Source organism: Pseudomonas brassicacearum subsp. neoaurantiaca (genome assembly GCF_013608025.1).
Lineage (GTDB): Bacteria > Pseudomonadota > Gammaproteobacteria > Pseudomonadales > Pseudomonadaceae > Aquipseudomonas.
In genome coordinates this window covers 153,025-171,722 of record NZ_VDLV01000004.1, presented here as the reverse complement: position 1 = coordinate 171,722, position 18,698 = coordinate 153,025, and the positions used below count along the sequence as shown (strand labels likewise).

The window sequence follows — 18,698 nt, the reverse complement described above, 5'->3', positions numbered from 1 at the left end:
GAAATGACCGGGGAGTCGCGTTCAAACGCTTGTTTAGGGCGATTGACAATTGTCGGAAATTCCGTGAAGGTGGCGTACCCAAATCAAACGGGCGTATGAATTGAGCGTTTGTATTTTCAGAGCGCTCCTACAGACCCCGACTATCGCGTTGACGGGTGTGCCTGGCGGATTGGCGTAGCATCGACGGTAATGTCAATGCCGAACCAGTGGTCAGCGTCCAACGTGTACTGTTCAGCTTCCATATCGTGGAGATCAGTTGATGATTTACGAAGGTAAAGCCATCACGGTTAAGGCTCTTGAAAGTGGCATCGTCGAACTGAAATTCGACCTCAAGGGTGAGTCCGTCAACAAGTTCAACCGTCTAACCCTGAATGAATTGCGTCAGGCCGTGGACACTATCAAGGCAGATGCTTCGATCAAGGGTGTGATCGTCAGCAGCGGCAAGGACGTGTTCATCGTCGGCGCCGACATCACCGAATTCGTCGACAACTTCAAGCTGCCCGATGCCGAACTGATCGCAGGCAACCTCGAAGCGAACCGTATCTTCAGCGACTTCGAAGACCTCAACGTCCCGACCGTCGTGGCCATCAATGGCATCGCCCTGGGTGGCGGCCTGGAAATGTGCCTGGCGGCGGATTACCGCGTCATGTCCACTTCGGCCAAGATCGGCCTGCCGGAAGTCAAGCTGGGCATCTACCCAGGCTTTGGCGGTACCGTGCGCCTGCCGCGCCTGATTGGTGCCGACAACGCCATCGAGTGGATTGCCGCCGGCAAGGAAAACCGTGCCGAAGATGCGCTGAAAGTCGGTGCCGTGGATGCCGTGGTCGAACCTGGCAAGCTCCAGGAAGCGGCCCTTGAGACCGTCAAGCGCGCCATCAGCGGTGAGTTCGACTACAAGGCCAAGCGTCAGCCGAAGCTGGAAAAACTCAAGCTCAACGCCATCGAACAAATGATGGCCTTCGAAACCGCCAAGGGTTTCGTCGCTGGTCAGGCGGGCCCGAACTATCCGGCGCCGGTCGAAGCGATCAAGACCATCCAGAAAGCCGCGAACTTCGGTCGCGACAAGGCCTTGGAAGTCGAAGCCGCCGGCTTCGTGAAACTGGCCAAGACCTCCGCCGCGCAGAGCCTGATCGGTCTGTTCCTCAATGACCAGGAACTGAAGAAAAAGGCCAAGGCCTATGACGAAATCGCCCGTGACGTGAAGCAGGCCGCCGTGCTCGGCGCCGGCATCATGGGTGGCGGTATCGCCTACCAGTCGGCGTCCAAAGGCACGCCGATCCTGATGAAGGACATCAACGAACACGGCATCGAGCAAGGCCTGGCGGAAGCTGCCAAGCTGCTGGTCGGCCGCGTCGACAAAGGCCGCATGACCCCCGCGAAGATGGCTGAAGTGCTCAACGGCATTCGTCCTACGCTTTCCTACGGCGATTTCGGCCATGTCGACCTGGTGGTCGAAGCCGTAGTCGAGAACCCGAAGGTCAAGCAAGCGGTACTGGCTGAAGTCGAAGACAAAGTCAAAGAGGACACCATCCTCGCCTCGAACACCTCGACCATTTCCATCTCGCTGTTGGCCAAGGCCCTCAAGCGTCCGGAAAACTTTGTCGGCATGCACTTCTTCAACCCGGTGCACATGATGCCGCTGGTAGAAGTCATCCGTGGCGAGAAGTCCAGCGAACTGGCGATCGCCACCACCGTGGCCTACGCCAAGAAAATGGGCAAGAACCCGATCGTCGTCAACGACTGCCCGGGCTTCCTGGTCAACCGCGTGCTGTTCCCGTACTTCGGCGGTTTCGCCAAGCTGGTCAGCGCCGGCGTAGACTTCGTGCGCATCGACAAGATCATGGAAAAATTCGGCTGGCCGATGGGCCCGGCGTACCTGATGGACGTGGTCGGCATCGACACCGGCCACCACGGTCGCGATGTCATGGCCGAAGGCTTCCCGGACCGCATGAAGGACGACCGCCGTTCGGCCGTCGACGTGCTCTACGAAGCCAAGCGCCTGGGCCAGAAGAACGGCAAGGGCTTCTACGCCTACGAGACCGACAAGCGCGGCAAGCAGAAGAAAGTCGCCGACTCGTCGGTGCTGGAAGTGCTCAAGCCGATCGTCTACGAGCAGCGCGAAGTCACCGACGAGGACATCATCAATTGGATGATGATCCCGCTGTGCCTGGAAACCGTGCGTTGCCTGGAAGATGGCATTGTCGAAACCGCCGCCGAAGCCGACATGGGTCTGGTCTACGGTATCGGTTTCCCTCCATTCCGTGGCGGTGCGCTGCGCTACATCGATTCGATCGGTGTGGCCGAGTTCGTTGCCCTGGCTGACCAGTACGCTGATCTGGGCGCGCTGTACCACCCGACCGCGAAGCTGCGTGAAATGGCCAAGAACGGCCAGAGCTTCTTCGGTTAAGCGCCCAACGACTAGAGCGAGAGAACATTTATGAGCTTGAATCCTAGAGACGTCGTGATTGTCGACTTCGGTCGTACGCCGATGGGCCGCTCCAAGGGCGGCATGCACCGCAATACCCGCGCCGAAGACATGTCTGCGCACCTGATCAGCAAGCTGCTGGAGCGCAACGTCAAGGTTGACCCGAACGAGGTCGAGGACGTGATCTGGGGCTGTGTGAACCAGACCCTGGAGCAGGGTTGGAACATCGCCCGCATGGCGTCGCTGATGACCCAGATCCCTCACACCGCTGCTGGCCAGACTGTCAGCCGCCTGTGCGGTTCGTCCATGAGCGCGCTGCACACCGCCGCCCAGGCGATCATGACCGGCAACGGTGATGTATTTGTCGTCGGCGGTGTCGAGCACATGGGCCACGTGAGCATGATGCATGGCGTCGATCCGAACCCGCACATGTCGCTGTACGCGGCGAAAGCCTCCGGCATGATGGGCCTGACCGCCGAAATGCTCGGCAAGATGCACGGGATTACCCGCGAACAGCAGGACGCTTTCGGCGTGCGCTCCCACCAACTCGCCCACAAGGCGACCGTGGAAGGCAAGTTCAAGGATGAAATCATCCCGATGCAGGGTTACGACGAGAACGGCTTCCTGAAACTGTTCGACTACGACGAAACCATTCGTCCGGAGACCACCCTGGAAAGCCTGGCGACCTTGAAGCCGGCCTTCAATCCAAAGGGTGGCACCGTGACGGCGGGTACGTCGTCGCAGATCACCGACGGTGCTTCGTGCATGATCGTGATGTCGGCCCAGCGTGCCCAGGACCTGGGCATCCAGCCGATGGCAGTGATTCGTTCGATGGCTGTCGCGGGTGTGGATCCGGCGATCATGGGCTATGGTCCAGTACCGGCCACGCAGAAAGCCTTGAAGCGCGCAGGCCTGAGCATCGCCGACATCGACTTCTTCGAGCTCAACGAAGCCTTCGCCGCACAGGCCTTGCCGGTGCTGAAAGATTTGAAAGTGCTCGACAAGATGAACGAGAAGGTTAACCTGCACGGCGGCGCGATCGCCCTGGGTCACCCGTTCGGTTGCTCCGGTGCGCGTATCTCCGGCACGCTGCTCAACGTCATGAAGCAGAACGGCGGCACTTTTGGGGTGTCCACCATGTGCATTGGCCTCGGCCAGGGCATCGCCACTGTCTTCGAACGCGTCTAAGCGTTGCGTTGATGGAAGCCGGGGCCAAGTGCCCCGGTTTTTGTTTTTCCGGGTTTGGTAAAAAAAGATTTTGTTTTTATTTTGAAAAAATTGGAGTGAGGGCCGAAGCATGCCGATACAACCTGGGCTCTACCAGCATTACAAAGGTCCGCAGTACCGCGTTTTCAGCATTGCGCGGCATTCCGAGACCGAGGAAGAAGTGGTCTTCTATCAAGCCCTGTATGGCGATTACGGCTTTTGGGTGCGTCCCTTGAGCATGTTCCAGGAGTCGGTCGAGGTTGACGGCGAACAGGTGCCACGCTTTGCTTTGGTGCAGGCTGAGGAGAGCATTTTTTCCAAGCCTTGAGGCCGACCTGGGGGAGACCCCGCCCTTGACCTCACCTTGCAGCCACTATATATAGCGGTGCCGCGTCAGGCGCCAACCGCCTTTCACTTTTTAGAATTCAGGAATTTTCTGATCCATGGGCAAATCGCTGGTCATTGTGGAATCCCCGGCTAAGGCCAAGACCATCAACAAGTATCTGGGCAACCAATACGTGGTGAAGTCGAGTATCGGCCATATCCGAGACCTGCCCACCAGCGGTTCGGCTAGCGCCAGCAAGGAGCCTGCCGCCAAGCGCGGCAAGGCGGCTGCTGGTGAAGCGCCGGCGCTGTCGCCGAAAGACAAGGCGCGCAAGCAGCTGGTCTCACGCATGGGGGTCGATCCGGAACATGGCTGGAAAGCCAAGTACGAGATCCTCCCAGGCAAGGAAAAGGTCATCGAAGAACTGCGTCGGCTCGCCAAGGATGCCGACACCATCTATCTCGCGACGGACTTGGACCGCGAAGGGGAAGCCATTGCCTGGCACCTGCGCGAAGCCATCGGTGGGGATGACAGCCGCTACAAGCGCGTGGTGTTCAACGAAATCACCAAGAAGGCCATTCAGGAAGCCTTCTCCCAGCCCGGCGAGCTGGATATCGACCGGGTCAATGCCCAACAGGCGCGTCGCTTCCTTGACCGCGTCGTGGGCTACATGGTCTCGCCATTGTTGTGGGCCAAGATCGCCCGTGGCCTGTCGGCCGGTCGCGTGCAGTCGGTCGCGGTGAAACTGGTGGTGGAACGCGAGCGGGAAATCCGTGCGTTCATTCCAGAGGAATACTGGGAGGTCCACGCTGATCTCGGCACCGCCAAGGGTGCTACCGTGCGCTTCGAAGTGGCCCGTGAGAAAGGCGAAGCCTTCAAGCCGCTCAACGAAGCCCAGGCCATGGCGGCGCTGGAGAAGCTCAAGGCTTCGAGCTACAGCATCGTCAAGCGCGAAGACAAGCCGACCAGCAGCAAGCCTTCCGCACCGTTCATTACTTCCACCTTGCAGCAGGCCGCGAGCAACCGCCTGGGCTTCGGTGTGAAGAAGACCATGATGATGGCCCAGCGTCTGTACGAAGCAGGCTACATCACGTACATGCGTACCGACTCGACCAACCTCTCGGCCGATGCCGTGGCGATGGCGCGCACTTATATAGAAAGCGAGTTCGGCAAGAAATACCTGCCGGAGACGCCCAACGTCTACAGCAGCAAGGAAGGCGCCCAGGAGGCTCACGAAGCGATTCGTCCGTCCGACGCCAATACCGAGCCAAGCAAGCTGTCGGGCATGGAGCGCGACGCCGAGCGTCTCTACGAGCTGATCTGGCGCCAATTCCTGGCCTGCCAGATGCTGCCGGCGCAATACCTGTCGACCACGGTCAGCGTCGGTGCTGGCGACTTCGAGCTGCGCGCCAAGGGCCGTATCCTGAAGTTCGACGGTTACACCCGCGTCATGCCGCAAATCACCAAGCCTGGCGATGACGATGTCCTGCCGGACATGGCCCAGGGCGACGTGATGAAGCTGATCAAACTCGATCCGACCCAGCACTTCACCAAGCCGCCAGCGCGGTACTCGGAGGCCAGCCTGGTCAAGGAAATGGAAAAACGCGGCATCGGTCGTCCTTCGACCTACGCAGCGATCATTTCCACCATCCAGGACCGTGGCTACGTGACGTTGCACAACCGTCGTTTCTATTCGGAAAAGATGGGGGACATCGTTACCGAGCGTCTCTCCGAAAGCTTCTCGAACCTGATGGACTACGGTTTCACCGCGGGCATGGAAGAGAACCTCGACGACGTGGCCCAGGGCGAGCGGGACTGGAAGAACGTGCTCGACGAGTTCTATGGCGATTTCAAGAAAAAACTCGAAGTAGCCGAGAGTCCGGACGATGGCATGCGTGCCAACCAACCGGTCATGACCGATATTCCGTGCCTGACCTGCGGTCGTCCGATGCAGATCCGTACCGCCTCGACTGGCGTATTCCTTGGGTGCTCAGGCTACAGCCTGCCGCCGAAGGAGCGCTGCAAGGCGACGGTCAACCTCGTGCCAGGTGATGAAATCGCTGCGGACGACGAGGGCGAATCGGAATCCCTGGTGCTGCGTGGCAAGCACCGTTGCCCGATCTGCAGCACGGCAATGGATGCTTACTTGCTGGATGAAAAGCGCAAGCTGCACATCTGCGGTAACAATCCGGACTGCGCCGGCTACGAGATCGAGGAGGGCACTTATCGCATCAAGGGCTATGAAGGCCCGAGCCTGGAATGTGACAAGTGTGGCAGTGAGATGCAGCTCAAGACCGGCCGTTTCGGCAAGTTCTTCGGTTGCACCAACCCGACCTGCAAGAACACCCGCAAGCTGTTGAAGAGCGGTGACGCTGCGCCGCCGAAGATGGATCCGGTGAAGATGCCCGAACTCAAGTGCGAGAAGGTCAACGACACCTACATCCTGCGCGACGGTGCATCCGGTCTGTTCCTGGCAGCCAGCCAGTTCCCGAAGAACCGCGAGACTCGGGCGCCGTTGGTGATTGAGATACTGCCGCACAAGGACGAGATCGATCCGAAGTACCATTTCCTCTGCGACGCACCGCAGAAGGATCCGGACGGCCGCCCCGCAGTGATTCGCTACAGCCGCAAGACCAAGGAGCAATATGTGCAGACCGAGGTCGACGGCAAGCCTACTGGCTGGAAGGCGTATTACGACGGCGGCAAATGGACCGTTGAAGACAAGCGCTGACTCAGCGATGTGAGGGGTTGTTATGGCGAGGGGGCTTGCTCCCGCTGGACGCCGTAGCGGTCCCTTGCAATTGCAGGCAAGTAAAAGGCCGCATGACAACCCGTAGGTTTTCATGCGGCCTTTTGGTTTTTGGCTTGCAGTGGCTTTGGTTCATCCACGACACTGTCGCACCTGCATGACGCTTTTATTTCGTTGGGGAGAATGCCGCCATGGCCCACGAACTCTATACCCGCACCAACCAGAAGATTTATTTCGCCGGCCTGTCGCTTGAAGCGCTCGCCAGGGCCGAGGAAGGGCGCACCATGAATTCCCCAGCGCTGATCCAGGCGGGGCGTGAGTCAGTGCTGTTTCACTTGTATGGCGCGTTGTTGGGTCTTTGTCATGAAATTGCCGGTTTCTATCGCTTGCCCCAGGCAAGTGCTTCGCGCGCCGAGCTGATGTTGACGCGTGAGGTGTTGGAAACCGTTGCGATCCCCGAACTGGCTGAAATGGTCGAGCTGGCCCAGAACCCGGAAACCTGGCTAGCCAGGCTGCTGGCGGCTCATGCGGCACTGTTCCAGCCACCACGGGCCCCTCGTCAGCCTAAGGGGGACGTGACCCAGCCGTTGATCGTGGCGGTCAATCTTGACGAGCAGGAATCCGAACAGCCATTGAGTCGGGAAGAGCTGGAAAGCTGGCGCCAGAACCTGAAAAGCCTGGCAATTCGCTTTCGAGAGGGGCTGAATGAATGCTGAGTTTTCACTCGTCTAGCAATGTCCGCTGACGACACTTGGTCAAGATCCCGAGCGAAGCCTGACCGATGACTATATAATTCCCGCCTTTCGTGGAGAACAGACTTTTATGCCAACGTCCTTTCTAGAAATCGTCGAACTTCCTGATGGCCGCATCGAGCTGCGCAGGGCTGAAGACGAGGGTTCTCTGGTTACCCTGAACTTTTCCGAAGATGCCAAGGTGTTCCTGCAAGGCCAGCACGTTGAAGTCGCCAAGGCGATGCTCAGCGTGGGTGTTCAAATGGCAGGACGCTTGGTTGAAGGCGAATTCAGCAAGGAAGAGGGGCCGCGGGTTCTTCATTGATCCCGTTTGTCGGCTTTTTGAAATCGATTTACCGACCGGCTTCTCTGTTCTGGAGAAGCCCTGCGTTTGTCTTAGCCCAATCGAATATTCAAACTCTGCGCGTCTCCGGTACGAGCGGCGCTGATCAATTGTTGACGAGCGGTCGCAGTCAGTGGATTGAGCCAGCTAACCACCGTATGGCTACGGCCCAGGCGTAACGCTTCGCAGGTTAATTGCTGCGCGCTCTGGCTGCCGCGTGGTTGCAATAGCAGGATTCGCTCGCGATTGAGCCCCGCGTCCCGCAGCCAGGCCTGGGTGACGCTGGCGGGTGGTGCGATCAACGTTAACCAGCGAGCATCCTGGTCCTGGCTCAGCTCCCTCAGGATCGGTGCCAGCAGGTTCAGGCAATTCCCCGCTGCACCACGCAACGACAGTTCACTGAAAGCCTCGGGTTCGACGCCCCAAGGCGACTCGATGACTTCTTTCAGGACTGGAGCCAGCGGTTGGGCCATGAAAGCCTCGAACAGCGGAAGTTGTGTGTGCTGTGGTGTGTGAGGAAATTGCATAAAGCCTCCTTTAGCGGCGAATGACGCCAACGCTCAAGCCTTCGATGACCAGGTCCTGATCTTTCAGGTCCACTTCGATGGGGGCGAACTCGGGGTTCTCGGCGATCAGCCAGACTTTGCTGCCGTCGCGCTTGAACCGCTTGACGGTGACTTCGTCGCCGATCCGCGCTACCACGACCTGGCCGTTACGGGCTTCGCGCGTGGTGTGGACAGCTAGCAGGTCCCCGTCGAAGATGCCGATGTCCTTCATGCTCATGCCATGCACGCGCAGCAGGTAGTCGGCTCTCGGATGGAAAAAGGAAGGATTGATGTTGCAGGATTCCTCGACGTGTTGCTGGGCGAGGATCGGAGCGCCGGCTGCTACTCGACCGATGATTGGAAGAGTGGTTTCGTCAGCCTTGGCTTCGAAGCCTGGGATGCGAATGCCGCGCGATGCACCAGGCGTCATTTCGATCGCACCCTTGCGGGCCAACGCCTTGAGGTGCTCTTCGGCCGCGTTGGGCGACTTGAAACCCAGTTCCTGGGCGATTTCCGCACGGGTCGGCGGATAGCCGTTGTCTTCTAGGCAGCGTTTGATGAAGGCCAGAATCTCTGCTTGGCGTGGCGTCAGCTTTAGCATATCGATCGCTCTGTCTTTTTATACAGTGACTGGGATTATATACAGTGAACGGCGCTTGGCAATCATCCTTTTTCAGCAGGCCGCCAGACGGTTGGCTTGGCCGCTTGGACAGGCATGGCTACAGCCTGTCCAAGGTGTGGTTAAATAGCTGACCGGTCGTTCGCAAAACGTCCCGGCAGACTTGACAACGCGAGGGCTGAAACGTATGTTTCAAACAAGTGTTTGTCAGGCGGAGTAGCCATGGCCCAGTCGGAAACCGTTGAACGCATTCTCGATGCTGCCGAGCAGTTGTTCGCGGAAAAAGGTTTCGCTGAAACCTCTTTGCGTCTGATTACCAGCAAGGCCGGGGTAAACCTGGCTGCGGTCAATTATCACTTCGGCTCGAAAAAAGCCCTGATCCAGGCCGTTTTCTCGCGTTTCCTCGGGCCGTTCTGCATCAGTCTTGATCGAGAGTTGGAGCGGCGCCAGGCCAAGCCTGACGTCAAGCCTACCCTGGAAGAATTGCTTGAAATCCTCGTCGAACAGGCGCTCGTGGTTCAGCCACGTAGCGGCAACGACCTGTCTATTTTCATGCGCCTGCTGGGCTTGGCGTTCAGCCAGAGCCAGGGCCACTTGCGACGCTACCTCGAGGACATGTACGGCAAGGTATTCCGCCGCTACATGTTGCTGGTCAATGAGGCTGCGCCGCGCATACCACCGATCGAGTTGTTCTGGCGCGTGCACTTCATGCTGGGTGCGGCGGCGTTCAGCATGTCCGGCATCAAGGCGTTGCGGGCTATCGCTGAAACCGACTTTGGTGTGAATACTTCTATCGAGCAAGTGATGCGCCTGATGGTGCCTTTCCTGGCCGCCGGCATGCGTGCCGAAAGCGGTGTCACCGATGAGGCAATGGCGGCAGCGCAATTGCGTCCGCGCAGCAAGTCGGCTCCGGCGCTCGCCAAGGCATAGCAGACGGGTGGGCGTGGCTGGCTACATCCGCTAAGCTAGCCGCCCATGCCGATTCTCCTTTCAAGTTCGTTTCATATTTCATCGCCGATGCGCGAACTGTCGGGCGTGCAGCCTGGCGGTTTTGTCGTGCAGGCGTCGCCGTGGGCGCCCATCGTTATTAAGGAATTGCTATGACCGCTGGCCTGCAAGGCTCGTTGATGGTCGACGTCGCCGGTACCTGGCTGACGGCCGAGGATCGCCATCTGTTGCGCCAACCCGAAGTGGGTGGCTTGATTATTTTTGCTCGTAACATCGAGCACCCGCGGCAAGTGCGCGAGCTGAGCGCGGCGATCCGCGCCATCCGTCCCGACCTGTTGCTGGCGGTTGACCAGGAAGGCGGGCGGGTCCAGCGGCTGCGCCAGGGATTTGTGCGCCTGCCGGCGATGCGAGCCATCGCCGACAACCCGAACGCCGAGTACCTCGCCGAACAGTGCGGCTGGATCATGGCGACCGAAGTGCTGGCGGTCGGTCTCGATTTGAGTTTCGCCCCGGTGCTGGACCTCGATTACCAGCGCAGTGCCGTGGTCGGCAGTCGCTCCTTTGAAGGTGATCCCGAGCGTGCCGCATTGTTGGCCGGAGCCTTCATTCGTGGCATGAACGCAGCGGGGATGGCAGCCACAGGCAAGCATTTTCCTGGGCACGGCTGGGCCGAGGCTGACTCCCATGTGGCCATCCCAACGGATGAGCGCAGCCTTGAGCAGATCCGCGCCAACGACCTGGTGCCATTTGCCAAGCTGAGCAATCAGCTTGCGGCGGTAATGCCTGCCCACGTCATTTACCCCAAGGTGGATTCCAGCCCGGCAGGCTTCTCCCGCCGTTGGCTGCAAGACATCCTGCGGGGCGAGTTGCGGTTCGATGGCGTGATCTTCAGTGATGATCTTTCCATGGCCGGCGCCCATGTGGTTGGCGATGCCGCCAGCCGCATCGAGGCGGCACTAACGGCCGGTTGTGACATGGGCCTGGTGTGCAACGACCGCGCGGCCGCCGAACTGGCCCTGAGCGCTGCCCAGCGCTTGAAGGTCAAGCCGTCGGCGCGGATTGCCCGCATGCGTGGCCAGGCCTTTGCCAATACCGAGTACCGCCAGGATCCACGCTGGTTGACCGCCATCGGTGCGTTGAAAGCCGCACAACTGATTGATTAAGGACGTTTGAATGACCGTTTATGCAATTATCGGCGGCACCGGCCTGACCCAGCTGGAAGGCCTGACCATACGCCAATCGCTGGCGGTAGAGACGCCGTACGGCGCGCCGTCGGCCGACGTACAGATTGGCGAGTACGCCGGGCGTGAGGTGCTGTTCCTGGCGCGCCATGGTCACCCTCACCGTTTTCCGCCCCACCAGGTGAATTATCGCGCCAACCTGTGGGCCCTGAAGCAGGCCGGTGCCGAAGCCATCCTTGCGGTCAACGCAGTGGGTGGGATTCACGCAGCGATGGGCACTGGGCATTTTTGCGTGCCCCACCAGTTGATCGATTACACCAGCGGTCGCCAGCATACGTATTTCGCCGATGACCTGGAGGCGGTGACCCACATCGACTTCAGCTATCCCTACAGCGAATCGCTGCGCCAGCAATTGATTGCGGCCCTGGCCGCCGAAGGCTGCGCTTATAGCAGCCACGGCGTCTACGCCTGCACCCAGGGGCCGCGCCTGGAAACCGTGGCCGAGATTGCCCGTCTGGAACGCGATGGCTGCGATATCGTCGGCATGACAGGCATGCCGGAGGCGGCGCTGGCGCGTGAGCTGGAGTTGGACTACGCCTGTCTGGCGCTGGTGGTGAATCCGGCGGCGGGCAAGTCCACTGCGGTGATCACCATGGCTGAGATCGAGCAGGCTTTGCATGACGGAATGGGCAAAGTGAAGTCGACCTTGGCGCGGGTGTTGATGGCGGGCTAAAACAGCCCAGGGAATATCCGGGTGGGAGCGAGCCTGCTCGCGAAGGCGGCGGCTTAGCTCGCGAGAATGTTGAAGGCTGGCGGCCTCTTCGCGATCAGGCTCGCTCCCACACGAAAAGGGTTTTAACGCTTCTCCAGTTTTTCCGGCAGCGGCGCGAATAGCGCTTCGATGTCTTCGTTCTGCAGTTTCCAATCTCCCGCCACGCGTCCGTCCAGCACGCCAGCCGCCAGGTCGGACTTCTCTTTCTGCAGCAGTTGGATCTTTTCTTCCACCGTGCCGCGGGCGATCAGTTTATAAACGAACACCGGTTTCTCCTGACCGATGCGATAGGCACGGTCGGTCGCCTGGTTCTCGGTGGCGGGGTTCCACCACGGGTCGTAGTGAATCACCGTGTCGGCTTCTGTCAGGTTCAAGCCGACGCCGCCGGCCTTCAGGCTGATCAGAAAGATCTGACGCTTCCCGCTCTGGAACTCCTTCACCGGCGTGCGGCGGTCCCTGGTCTGGCCAGTCAGGATGACGTATTCCACGCCACGCTTTTGCAGTTCTTCTTCGATCAGCGCCAACATCGAGGTGAACTGTGAAAACAACAGCACTCGTCGACCTTCTTCAAACAACTCCTCGAGCATTTCCATCAGGCTGTCGAGCTTGCCCGAGCTGCTGCCCCGGGCCGGCAGGGCGGCGTCGCTGATCAGGCGCAGGTCGCAGCACACTTGGCGCAGCTTCAATAGCGCCTCGAGGATGATGATCTGGCTGCGCGCCACGCCTTTGCGGGTGATCTCGTCGCGCACTTTCTTGTCCATGGCCAGGCGCATGGTCTCGTAGACGTCCCGCTGGGCGTCGCTGAGTTCGACCCAATGGATGATTTCGGTCTTGGGCGGCAGTTCGGTCGCCACTTGTTCCTTGGTGCGGCGCAGCAGGAACGGTTTTATCCGACCGTTGAGGTGTTGCAATCGCACGTCGCTGCCGCGCTTTTCGATGGGCACGCGGTAGTCGCGGTTGAAGCTTTTGATGTCGCCGAGCCAGCCCGGCAACAGGAAGTGAAACAACGACCAGAGTTCACCCAGGTGGTTTTCCAATGGCGTCCCGGACAGGCACAACCGTTGCCGGGCATCCAGTTCCCGGGCGGCCTGGGCGGCTTTACTGGTGGGGTTCTTGATGTACTGGGCTTCGTCGAGGATCAGTACGTGCAGCGGCTGTGCCTTGAGGCGTTCGACGTCCTTGGGCAGCAGCGCATAAGTGGTCAGGATCAGGTCGTAATCGGCCAGGCGCTCGAAGTGTTTCTTGCGCCCGGCACCGTACAGGGCCAGGACCTTGAGCTGCGGGGTGAAATGCGATGCTTCATCGAGCCAGTTTGGAATCAGGCTTGTCGGCATCACCACCATGCATGGGCGGTCCAGGCGGCCGGCGTGTTTTTCGCTGAGAATGTGCGCCAGGGTCTGTAGGGTTTTACCCAGGCCCATGTCGTCCGCCAGGATGCCGCCCACCTCCAATTGCCGTAGCGACTGCATCCAGCTCAGGCCTTCGAGCTGGTAGGGGCGCAGCGTTGCGTTCAAGCCCTTCGGGGCGGTGGCGGTGTAGTCCTTGATGTCGCGCAGGCGTTGGGCGAGGCTGCGTATGTGTTCGCCACCTTCCCAGCGCAGCGGCATGTCCTGCAACGGGTTCAGGCGCAGGGCGTCGGCGCTGTTGAGGCGCAGCTTGGTGGTGCCGGGCTCTTGCAGGTAGAACTCGCCGAGGGTCGCCAACACCGGCTTCAACCGACCGTAGGGCAGGGCCACTTGCTGTGGGCCGAACTCCGAGTTGGGACGGTGCGGCAAGTTGACCAGAATGAGTTCGTCATCGCGGCGCCTGGCCAGGCGTTCCGGGTTGAACAGCTCGATGTGCGAGCGCATCAGGTTCAACAGGATTGGCAGCAGGCTCAGTCGCTCGCCGTTGACGATGATCCCCAGCTCCAGGTCGAACCAGTCCCGCTCCGGCGTTTCCTCGACCGTGGCGTACCACTCGTCTACCGCCGTCAGGTCGAAGCCGAAATCTTCATCGATCTGCAATTCCCAGCCCTGGGTGCGCAGTTTCGGCAGGTCGTTGAGCGTAAAGGTCAGCCAGGCACTGTCGTTGACCATTTCGTACAGTTCGCCCGCGCTCTCCGGCAAGGCCTTGCTTTGTCGGGTCGCGATCTTGAAACCGAGAATTCGCAGTTGTTCGCGGTAGGACTGTTCCACATCGGTGTGGCGTTTTATCCGCAGCGTCTGGGTTTCCTGGCGAATCAGTACGTCGGTGTTGCGCTGGCCGCTGACGTATTCATCCAGATAGCTGAACGACAGGGCGGCGCGGTGCTGGATGTAGCGCTGCATCTTGCCGTTGCGCGGCTCGAAGGCACTGAATTCGATGCTCGCCAGCCACAGGCGTGGCACCGGCTGCACGTTGTCCACCAAGACTTGCGGCGGCGCCTTGGGGCTGCGGCTGTCGAGCACTGCCTGGAGTTTTTCCAGCATCTGCGCGTCTTTTTCGGCGGCAGGGTAGGCCAGGGTTTCCTGGACTTGCAGTAGCACCGCCGCGCAATGCTTGCAATTGATGCGCACCGGACAGGAGCACGCTGCTTCGAGCAGGATCAAAGTGCCCTTGGCTGACTCCTTGAGGCGAATGGTCTGACGATAAACGCTGCCACCGGAGCCTTCGCAACTGGCAACGATGGTGCTGTCGCCGGCCTCGACGATCCTGACGCGATTTTCCAGCGCGTATCGACGCCCACGCTCCAGGCTTTGCTCCTTGAATCGATTGACCCAGGAAGGTGCCAGCGGTTTGCTCAGGGGCGAGGGCATAGGCGCGCCGATCAGTCTGGAATGACGTCAGGTGCCTGCCGTGGAGCAGGCGCGGTCAACGAGGTGATCTTGATCAGCAAGCCAAGGTGGCCGTTGTCGAGGAAATTCAACTGGCCATTCTTGGTGTGGCTCTGTTGCTTCAAGCGTTCGCTGGCGGTGACCAGGCCATTGGCGTCGATCTGGTTGATCCAGAAGTCAGCGTCCACGTCGGTGAAGCGGCCGAGCTTGAGTTCCAGAGTGCCCTCGATGGGAAACTGGCCAAACTGTTCGGTGCCGTCGCTGACGGCGATCTTGCTGCCTTGTTCGCCCAGTTTCTGTTGCCAGGCCTTGTGCATGAGCACGGTGTACTGGCCGCTGGCGCTGAGTTTTTCGACGATATTGCCCATTGCCGGTGTACGCAGGCTGTCGGCGCCCAAGCGTCGAGCCCCGGCGTCCCAGTCTTCCGGCGCGGCTCGGCTGATGATGGTTGGCTCGGCATTTTGCCGGACCAGGATCATCTCCACCTGATACAGATCGTCGGCCAACGCCAGAGGGGCAACCAGGGTCATCAACAACATCAAGGAGTGAAACAGGCGCATTGGGCGTCCTTCAAGCAGTGGTCGGAGTGAGGCGCTCGAACAGCGCCTCCACGGTATTGAAACGCTCTTCCGGGCGTTCCATGGGCACCATGAACTTGAACATCGTGGCGCCTTCGAACTTGTAGCGTTTGGGCTGGCCCTGGATCAGCTTGATCAGCACCAGTGGATCGACCGGGGTCTGGGCTTCGAACTCGATACGGCCACCGTTGGGCCCGCCGTCGACTTTCTTGATGCCCAGTTGCTCGGCCTTGAGCTTGAGCAGCGTGGTGCGCACCAGATTCTTGGTCGGCTCCGGCAGCAGGCCGAAGCGGTCGATCATTTCCACCTGCAGATCCTTCAGGCCTTCCTCGTCAGTGGCCGAGGCGATGCGCTTGTAGAGGATCAGCCGTGCGTGGACGTCCGGCAGATAATCTTCCGGGATCAGCGCCGGCACCCGCAGGTTGATCTCCGGTCCGCCGCCCAAGGGCTGGTCGAGGTTCGGCTGTTCGCCCTTGCGGATCGACTTGACCGCCCGTTCGAGCATTTCCATGTACAGCGTGAAGCCGACGGCCTGGATCTGGCCGCTCTGGCCGTCGCCGAGCAACTCGCCGGCACCACGAATTTCCAGGTCATTGGTGGCCAACACGAAGCCGGCGCCGAGGTCCTGGGTATTGGCAATGGCTTCCAGGCGCTTCTCCGCGTCCGGGGTGATCTGCTGGCGCGGCGGCGTCAGCAGGTAGGCGTAGGCCTGGTGGTGGCTGCGTCCGACCCGACCGCGCAACTGGTGCAACTGGGCCAGGCCGAACTTGTCGGCGCGCTCGATGATGATGGTGTTGGCGCTCGGCACGTCGATGCCGGTCTCGATGATGGTCGAGGCGATCAGCACGTTGAAGCGCTTGTGGTAGAAGTCGCTCATCACCTGTTCGAGTTCGCGCTCGCGCATCTGTCCGTGGCCGATACCGATGCGCGCTTCCGGCACCAGCTCGGCCAGGTCGGCGGCGCATTTCTCGATGGTCTTCACGTCGTTGTGCAGGTAATAGACCTGGCCGCCGCGCAGCAGCTCACGCAGCAGGGCTTCCTTGACCGTGCTTTTGTTCTGCTCCATGACGAAGGTGCGCACCGACAGACGCCGGGCTGGCGGTGTGGCGATGATCGACAGGTCGCGCATGCCCGACACCGCCATGTTCAAGGTGCGCGGGATCGGCGTGGCGGTCAGGGTCAGGATGTCGACTTCGCTGCGCAGGGCCTTGAGCTGTTCTTTCTGGCGCACGCCAAAGCGGTGTTCCTCATCGATGATCACCAGCCCCAGGTTCTTGATCTTCACATCGTCCTGCAGCAGCTTGTGCGTGCCAATGACGATGTCGATCTTGCCTTCGGCCAGGTCCGCGACGGCGGCGTTCACTTCCTTGGCGGACTTGAAGCGGCTCATCACTTCCACGGTCACGGGCCAGTCGGCGAAGCGGTCGCGGAAACTGTTGTAGTGCTGCTGGGCGAGCAGAGTGGTCGGCACCAGGATCGCCACCTGCTTGCCGCCGTGCACGGCAATGAACGCGGCGCGCATCGCTACTTCGGTCTTGCCGAAGCCCACATCACCACAGACCAGGCGGTCCATGGGCTTGGGCGCGAGCATGTCGGCGCGTACGGCTTCAATGGTGGTCTGCTGGTCGACGGTTTCTTCGAACGGGAATCCGGCGCTGAAGGTTTCGTAGTCGGCTTTCGGGTCGGCGAATGCATAGCCTTCGCGCGCGGCACGGCGGGCATAGATGTCCAGCAATTCCGCCGCCACGTCGCGCACCTGTTCGGCGGCCTTGCGCTTGGCCTTCTGCCAGGTTTCCGAGCCCAGGCGATGCAGCGGTGCCAGCGCATCGTCGCTGCCGGTGTAGCGGGCGATCAAGTGCAGGTTCGCCACCGGCACGTAGAGCTTGGCGCCCTCGGCGTATTCCAGGGTGAGGAATTCGGCGGCCTGGTTTTCGATTTCCAGGGTCGCCAGGCCCAGGTAGCGGCCCACGCCGTGGTCGATATGTACCACCGGCGCACCTTCGCGCAGTTCTGTGAGGTTCTTGATGACCGCATCGTTGGCGGCGTCGGCGCGTTTCTCGCGGCGGCGACGCTGCATGACGCGCTGGCCGAACAACGGGCTTTCGGCAACCAGGGCCAGGGCGGGATCGTCAAGGACCAGGCCGTCGTTAAGCGGCGCGATGGTGATCGCCAGGCGATCCTTGCCCGCGACGAAGTCAGGCCAGCTGTCGACGGTCTTCGGGCGCAGCTTCAGGCGTTCCAGTAGTTCCAGCAATACTTCACGGCGGCCGGCGGACTCGGCGGTGAACAGTACGCGACCAGGAAACTCGTCGAGGAAACCGGCCAGGGCCGCCAGCGGTTGCGTGGCTTTGGCTTCGATCGCCAGGTCGGGCAGGGGCTTGGCGGGGAAGCGTTCCCGGCCGACGCCGGTTTCCACGTCCTGCTGGCTCGCCACCACGCGCGGCCAGCTCTTGAGGCGGGCGAAGCAGTCTTCCACCGGCAGGAACAACTCGGCGGGCGGCAATAATGGACGGGACGGGTCGACACGACGTTCTTCGTAGCGGTTGCGCACATCGTTCCAGAAATTTTCCGCCGCCTGCTCGATGCCCGGCAGGGAAAATACCTGGGTGTCCTGGGGCAAGTAATCGAACAGCGTGGAAGTTTCTTCGAAAAACAACGGCAAATAATACTCGATGCCGGCCGGGGTGATGCCGCTGCTCAGGTCCTGGAAGATCGGGCAGCGACGGAAATCCACGTCGAAACGTTCGCGAAAACGGGCCTTGAAGCGAGTGACCGCGTCTTTTTGCAGCGGGAATTCCTTGGCCGGCAACAGGCGGATCGACTGGACCTTGTCGATGGAACGCTGGGTTTCCGGGTCGAAGGTGCGCAGAGTCTCGATTTCGTCATCGAACAGATCGATGCGATACGGCAATTTGCTGCCCATCGGGAACAGATCGATCAACGCCCCGCGCACCGTGAACTCGCCGTGCTCGTACACGGTGTCGACGTAGCGGTAGCCGCTGGCCTCGAGTCGCGTGCGCATCTGCTCGACATCGAGCTTCTGGCCGATGTCCAGCACCAGGCTGCTGCCCAGCAAAAACTGAGTGGGCGCCAGGCGATGTAGGGCTGTGGTGATAGGCACTACCAAAACGCCATGACTGAGCTCCGGCAGCCGATAAAGGCTGGCGATTCGCTGGGAAATGATGTCCTGGTGCGGCGAAAAAAGGTCGTAGGGCAGGGTTTCCCAGTCTGGAAAATGCAGCACTGGCAAATCCGGGGCGAAGAAACCCAGCTCCTGTTCCAGCCGCTCGGCGCTTTGGCTGTCGGCGGTCAATAGCAGGGTGAAGCGCTTTGCAGCGCCAGCGGCCTCGGCGATGGCCAGGCTCAGGGCGGCACCGGGCAGATTGCCCCAGTGCTGTTTACCTGCCGCGGCAGGGAGAAGCGGTAGACGCAGAACGGGCACGGAAGGTTGAGCTCCAGCGTTGCGACAAAGTCGACAATT

At 60.6% G+C, this 18,698-nt stretch carries 14 protein-coding genes; 9 read left to right on the top strand and 5 right to left on the bottom strand.

Features of this window, described 5'->3' with window-relative positions; translation table 11 throughout:
* Positions 1 to 259: 259 nt before the first annotated feature.
* From fadB to FHK92_RS03890, 6 genes are all read left to right on the top strand, one after another.
* Positions 260 to 2,407 (top strand): fatty acid oxidation complex subunit alpha FadB, encoded by a 2,148-nt coding sequence (gene fadB / locus FHK92_RS03915; RefSeq protein WP_181286910.1) that lies wholly within the window; start codon positions 260 to 262, stop codon positions 2,405 to 2,407.
* A gap of 30 nt (positions 2,408 to 2,437) precedes the next feature.
* The gene (gene fadA, locus FHK92_RS03910) at positions 2,438 to 3,613 is read left to right on the top strand and encodes an acetyl-CoA C-acyltransferase FadA (protein WP_041020098.1); all 1,176 of its coding nucleotides are present in this window, start codon (positions 2,438 to 2,440) and stop codon (positions 3,611 to 3,613) included.
* A gap of 109 nt (positions 3,614 to 3,722) precedes the next feature.
* Positions 3,723 to 3,959: a DUF1653 domain-containing protein gene (locus FHK92_RS03905; protein ID WP_025212748.1), complete on the top strand. Its 237-nt coding sequence runs from the start codon at positions 3,723 to 3,725 to the stop codon at positions 3,957 to 3,959.
* A 115-nt stretch (positions 3,960 to 4,074) separates the two neighbouring features.
* Positions 4,075 to 6,687, top strand: a complete 2,613-nt coding sequence (gene topA / locus FHK92_RS03900; RefSeq protein WP_181286909.1) for a type I DNA topoisomerase — start codon at positions 4,075 to 4,077, stop codon at positions 6,685 to 6,687.
* A gap of 209 nt (positions 6,688 to 6,896) precedes the next feature.
* Entirely contained in the window at positions 6,897 to 7,421 is a 525-nt protein-coding gene (locus FHK92_RS03895; protein ID WP_181286908.1) for a DUF6586 family protein, read from the top strand.
* Positions 7,422 to 7,527: 106 nt separating this feature from the next.
* Positions 7,528 to 7,761, top strand: a complete 234-nt coding sequence (locus FHK92_RS03890) for a hypothetical protein (RefSeq protein WP_122568400.1) — start codon at positions 7,528 to 7,530, stop codon at positions 7,759 to 7,761.
* Between the two features lie 71 nt (positions 7,762 to 7,832).
* On the opposite strand, the gene sulA is transcribed toward FHK92_RS03890, so the two are convergent.
* Both sulA and lexA read right to left on the bottom strand, forming a co-directional pair.
* Positions 7,833 to 8,306 carry an SOS-induced cell division inhibitor SulA gene (sulA, locus tag FHK92_RS03885; RefSeq protein ID WP_030139953.1) on the bottom strand — a complete coding sequence of 158 codons (474 nt, stop codon included), beginning with the start codon at positions 8,304 to 8,306 and terminating at the stop codon, positions 7,833 to 7,835.
* 10 nt (positions 8,307 to 8,316) lie between these two features.
* Positions 8,317 to 8,925 carry a transcriptional repressor LexA gene (gene lexA / locus FHK92_RS03880; RefSeq protein WP_030139954.1) on the bottom strand — a complete coding sequence of 203 codons (609 nt, stop codon included), beginning with the start codon at positions 8,923 to 8,925 and terminating at the stop codon, positions 8,317 to 8,319.
* Between the two features lie 240 nt (positions 8,926 to 9,165).
* Between lexA and FHK92_RS03875 the strand changes: the two genes are divergently transcribed.
* The 3 genes from FHK92_RS03875 to FHK92_RS03865 all read left to right on the top strand — a co-directional run bounded on the left by FHK92_RS03875 (position 9,166) and on the right by FHK92_RS03865 (position 11,805).
* Positions 9,166 to 9,873 (top strand): TetR/AcrR family transcriptional regulator, encoded by a 708-nt coding sequence (locus FHK92_RS03875; protein ID WP_181286907.1) that lies wholly within the window; start codon positions 9,166 to 9,168, stop codon positions 9,871 to 9,873.
* 182 nt (positions 9,874 to 10,055) lie between these two features.
* Positions 10,056 to 11,054, top strand: a complete 999-nt coding sequence (nagZ, locus tag FHK92_RS03870; protein ID WP_181286976.1) for a beta-N-acetylhexosaminidase — start codon at positions 10,056 to 10,058, stop codon at positions 11,052 to 11,054.
* A gap of 10 nt (positions 11,055 to 11,064) precedes the next feature.
* Entirely contained in the window at positions 11,065 to 11,805 is a 741-nt protein-coding gene (locus tag FHK92_RS03865; RefSeq protein WP_181286906.1) for an S-methyl-5'-thioinosine phosphorylase, read from the top strand.
* A 122-nt stretch (positions 11,806 to 11,927) separates the two neighbouring features.
* On the opposite strand, the gene FHK92_RS03860 is transcribed toward FHK92_RS03865, so the two are convergent.
* Genes FHK92_RS03860 through mfd form a run of 3 tightly spaced genes read right to left on the bottom strand, consistent with a single transcriptional unit; the run spans position 11,928 to position 18,659 of the window.
* Positions 11,928 to 14,621: a DEAD/DEAH box helicase gene (locus FHK92_RS03860; protein ID WP_181286905.1), complete on the bottom strand. Its 2,694-nt coding sequence runs from the start codon at positions 14,619 to 14,621 to the stop codon at positions 11,928 to 11,930.
* Between the two features lie 11 nt (positions 14,622 to 14,632).
* The gene (locus FHK92_RS03855; RefSeq protein WP_181286904.1) at positions 14,633 to 15,199 is read right to left on the bottom strand and encodes a CsiV family protein; all 567 of its coding nucleotides are present in this window, start codon (positions 15,197 to 15,199) and stop codon (positions 14,633 to 14,635) included.
* A 10-nt stretch (positions 15,200 to 15,209) separates the two neighbouring features.
* Entirely contained in the window at positions 15,210 to 18,659 is a 3,450-nt protein-coding gene (gene mfd, locus FHK92_RS03850; RefSeq protein ID WP_181286903.1) for a transcription-repair coupling factor, read from the bottom strand.
* Between the last annotated feature and the right edge of the window lie 39 nt (positions 18,660 to 18,698).

Excerpts from the sequence above, each read along its gene's own strand:
- fadB (WP_181286910.1), top strand. The coding sequence starts at position 260 with ATGATTTACGAAGGTAAAGCCATCACGGTTAAGGCTCTTGAAAGTGGC.
- fadA (WP_041020098.1), top strand. The coding sequence starts at position 2,438 with ATGAGCTTGAATCCTAGAGACGTCGTGATTGTCGACTTCGGTCGTACG.
- FHK92_RS03905 (WP_025212748.1), top strand. The coding sequence starts at position 3,723 with ATGCCGATACAACCTGGGCTCTACCAGCATTACAAAGGTCCGCAGTAC.
- topA (WP_181286909.1), top strand. The coding sequence starts at position 4,075 with ATGGGCAAATCGCTGGTCATTGTGGAATCCCCGGCTAAGGCCAAGACC.
- FHK92_RS03895 (WP_181286908.1), top strand. The coding sequence starts at position 6,897 with ATGGCCCACGAACTCTATACCCGCACCAACCAGAAGATTTATTTCGCC.
- FHK92_RS03890 (WP_122568400.1), top strand. The coding sequence starts at position 7,528 with ATGCCAACGTCCTTTCTAGAAATCGTCGAACTTCCTGATGGCCGCATC.
- sulA (WP_030139953.1), bottom strand. The coding sequence starts at position 8,306 with ATGCAATTTCCTCACACACCACAGCACACACAACTTCCGCTGTTCGAG.
- lexA (WP_030139954.1), bottom strand. The coding sequence starts at position 8,925 with ATGCTAAAGCTGACGCCACGCCAAGCAGAGATTCTGGCCTTCATCAAA.
- FHK92_RS03875 (WP_181286907.1), top strand. The coding sequence starts at position 9,166 with ATGGCCCAGTCGGAAACCGTTGAACGCATTCTCGATGCTGCCGAGCAG.
- FHK92_RS03865 (WP_181286906.1), top strand. The coding sequence starts at position 11,065 with ATGACCGTTTATGCAATTATCGGCGGCACCGGCCTGACCCAGCTGGAA.
- FHK92_RS03860 (WP_181286905.1), bottom strand. The coding sequence starts at position 14,621 with ATGCCCTCGCCCCTGAGCAAACCGCTGGCACCTTCCTGGGTCAATCGA.
- FHK92_RS03855 (WP_181286904.1), bottom strand. The coding sequence starts at position 15,199 with ATGCGCCTGTTTCACTCCTTGATGTTGTTGATGACCCTGGTTGCCCCT.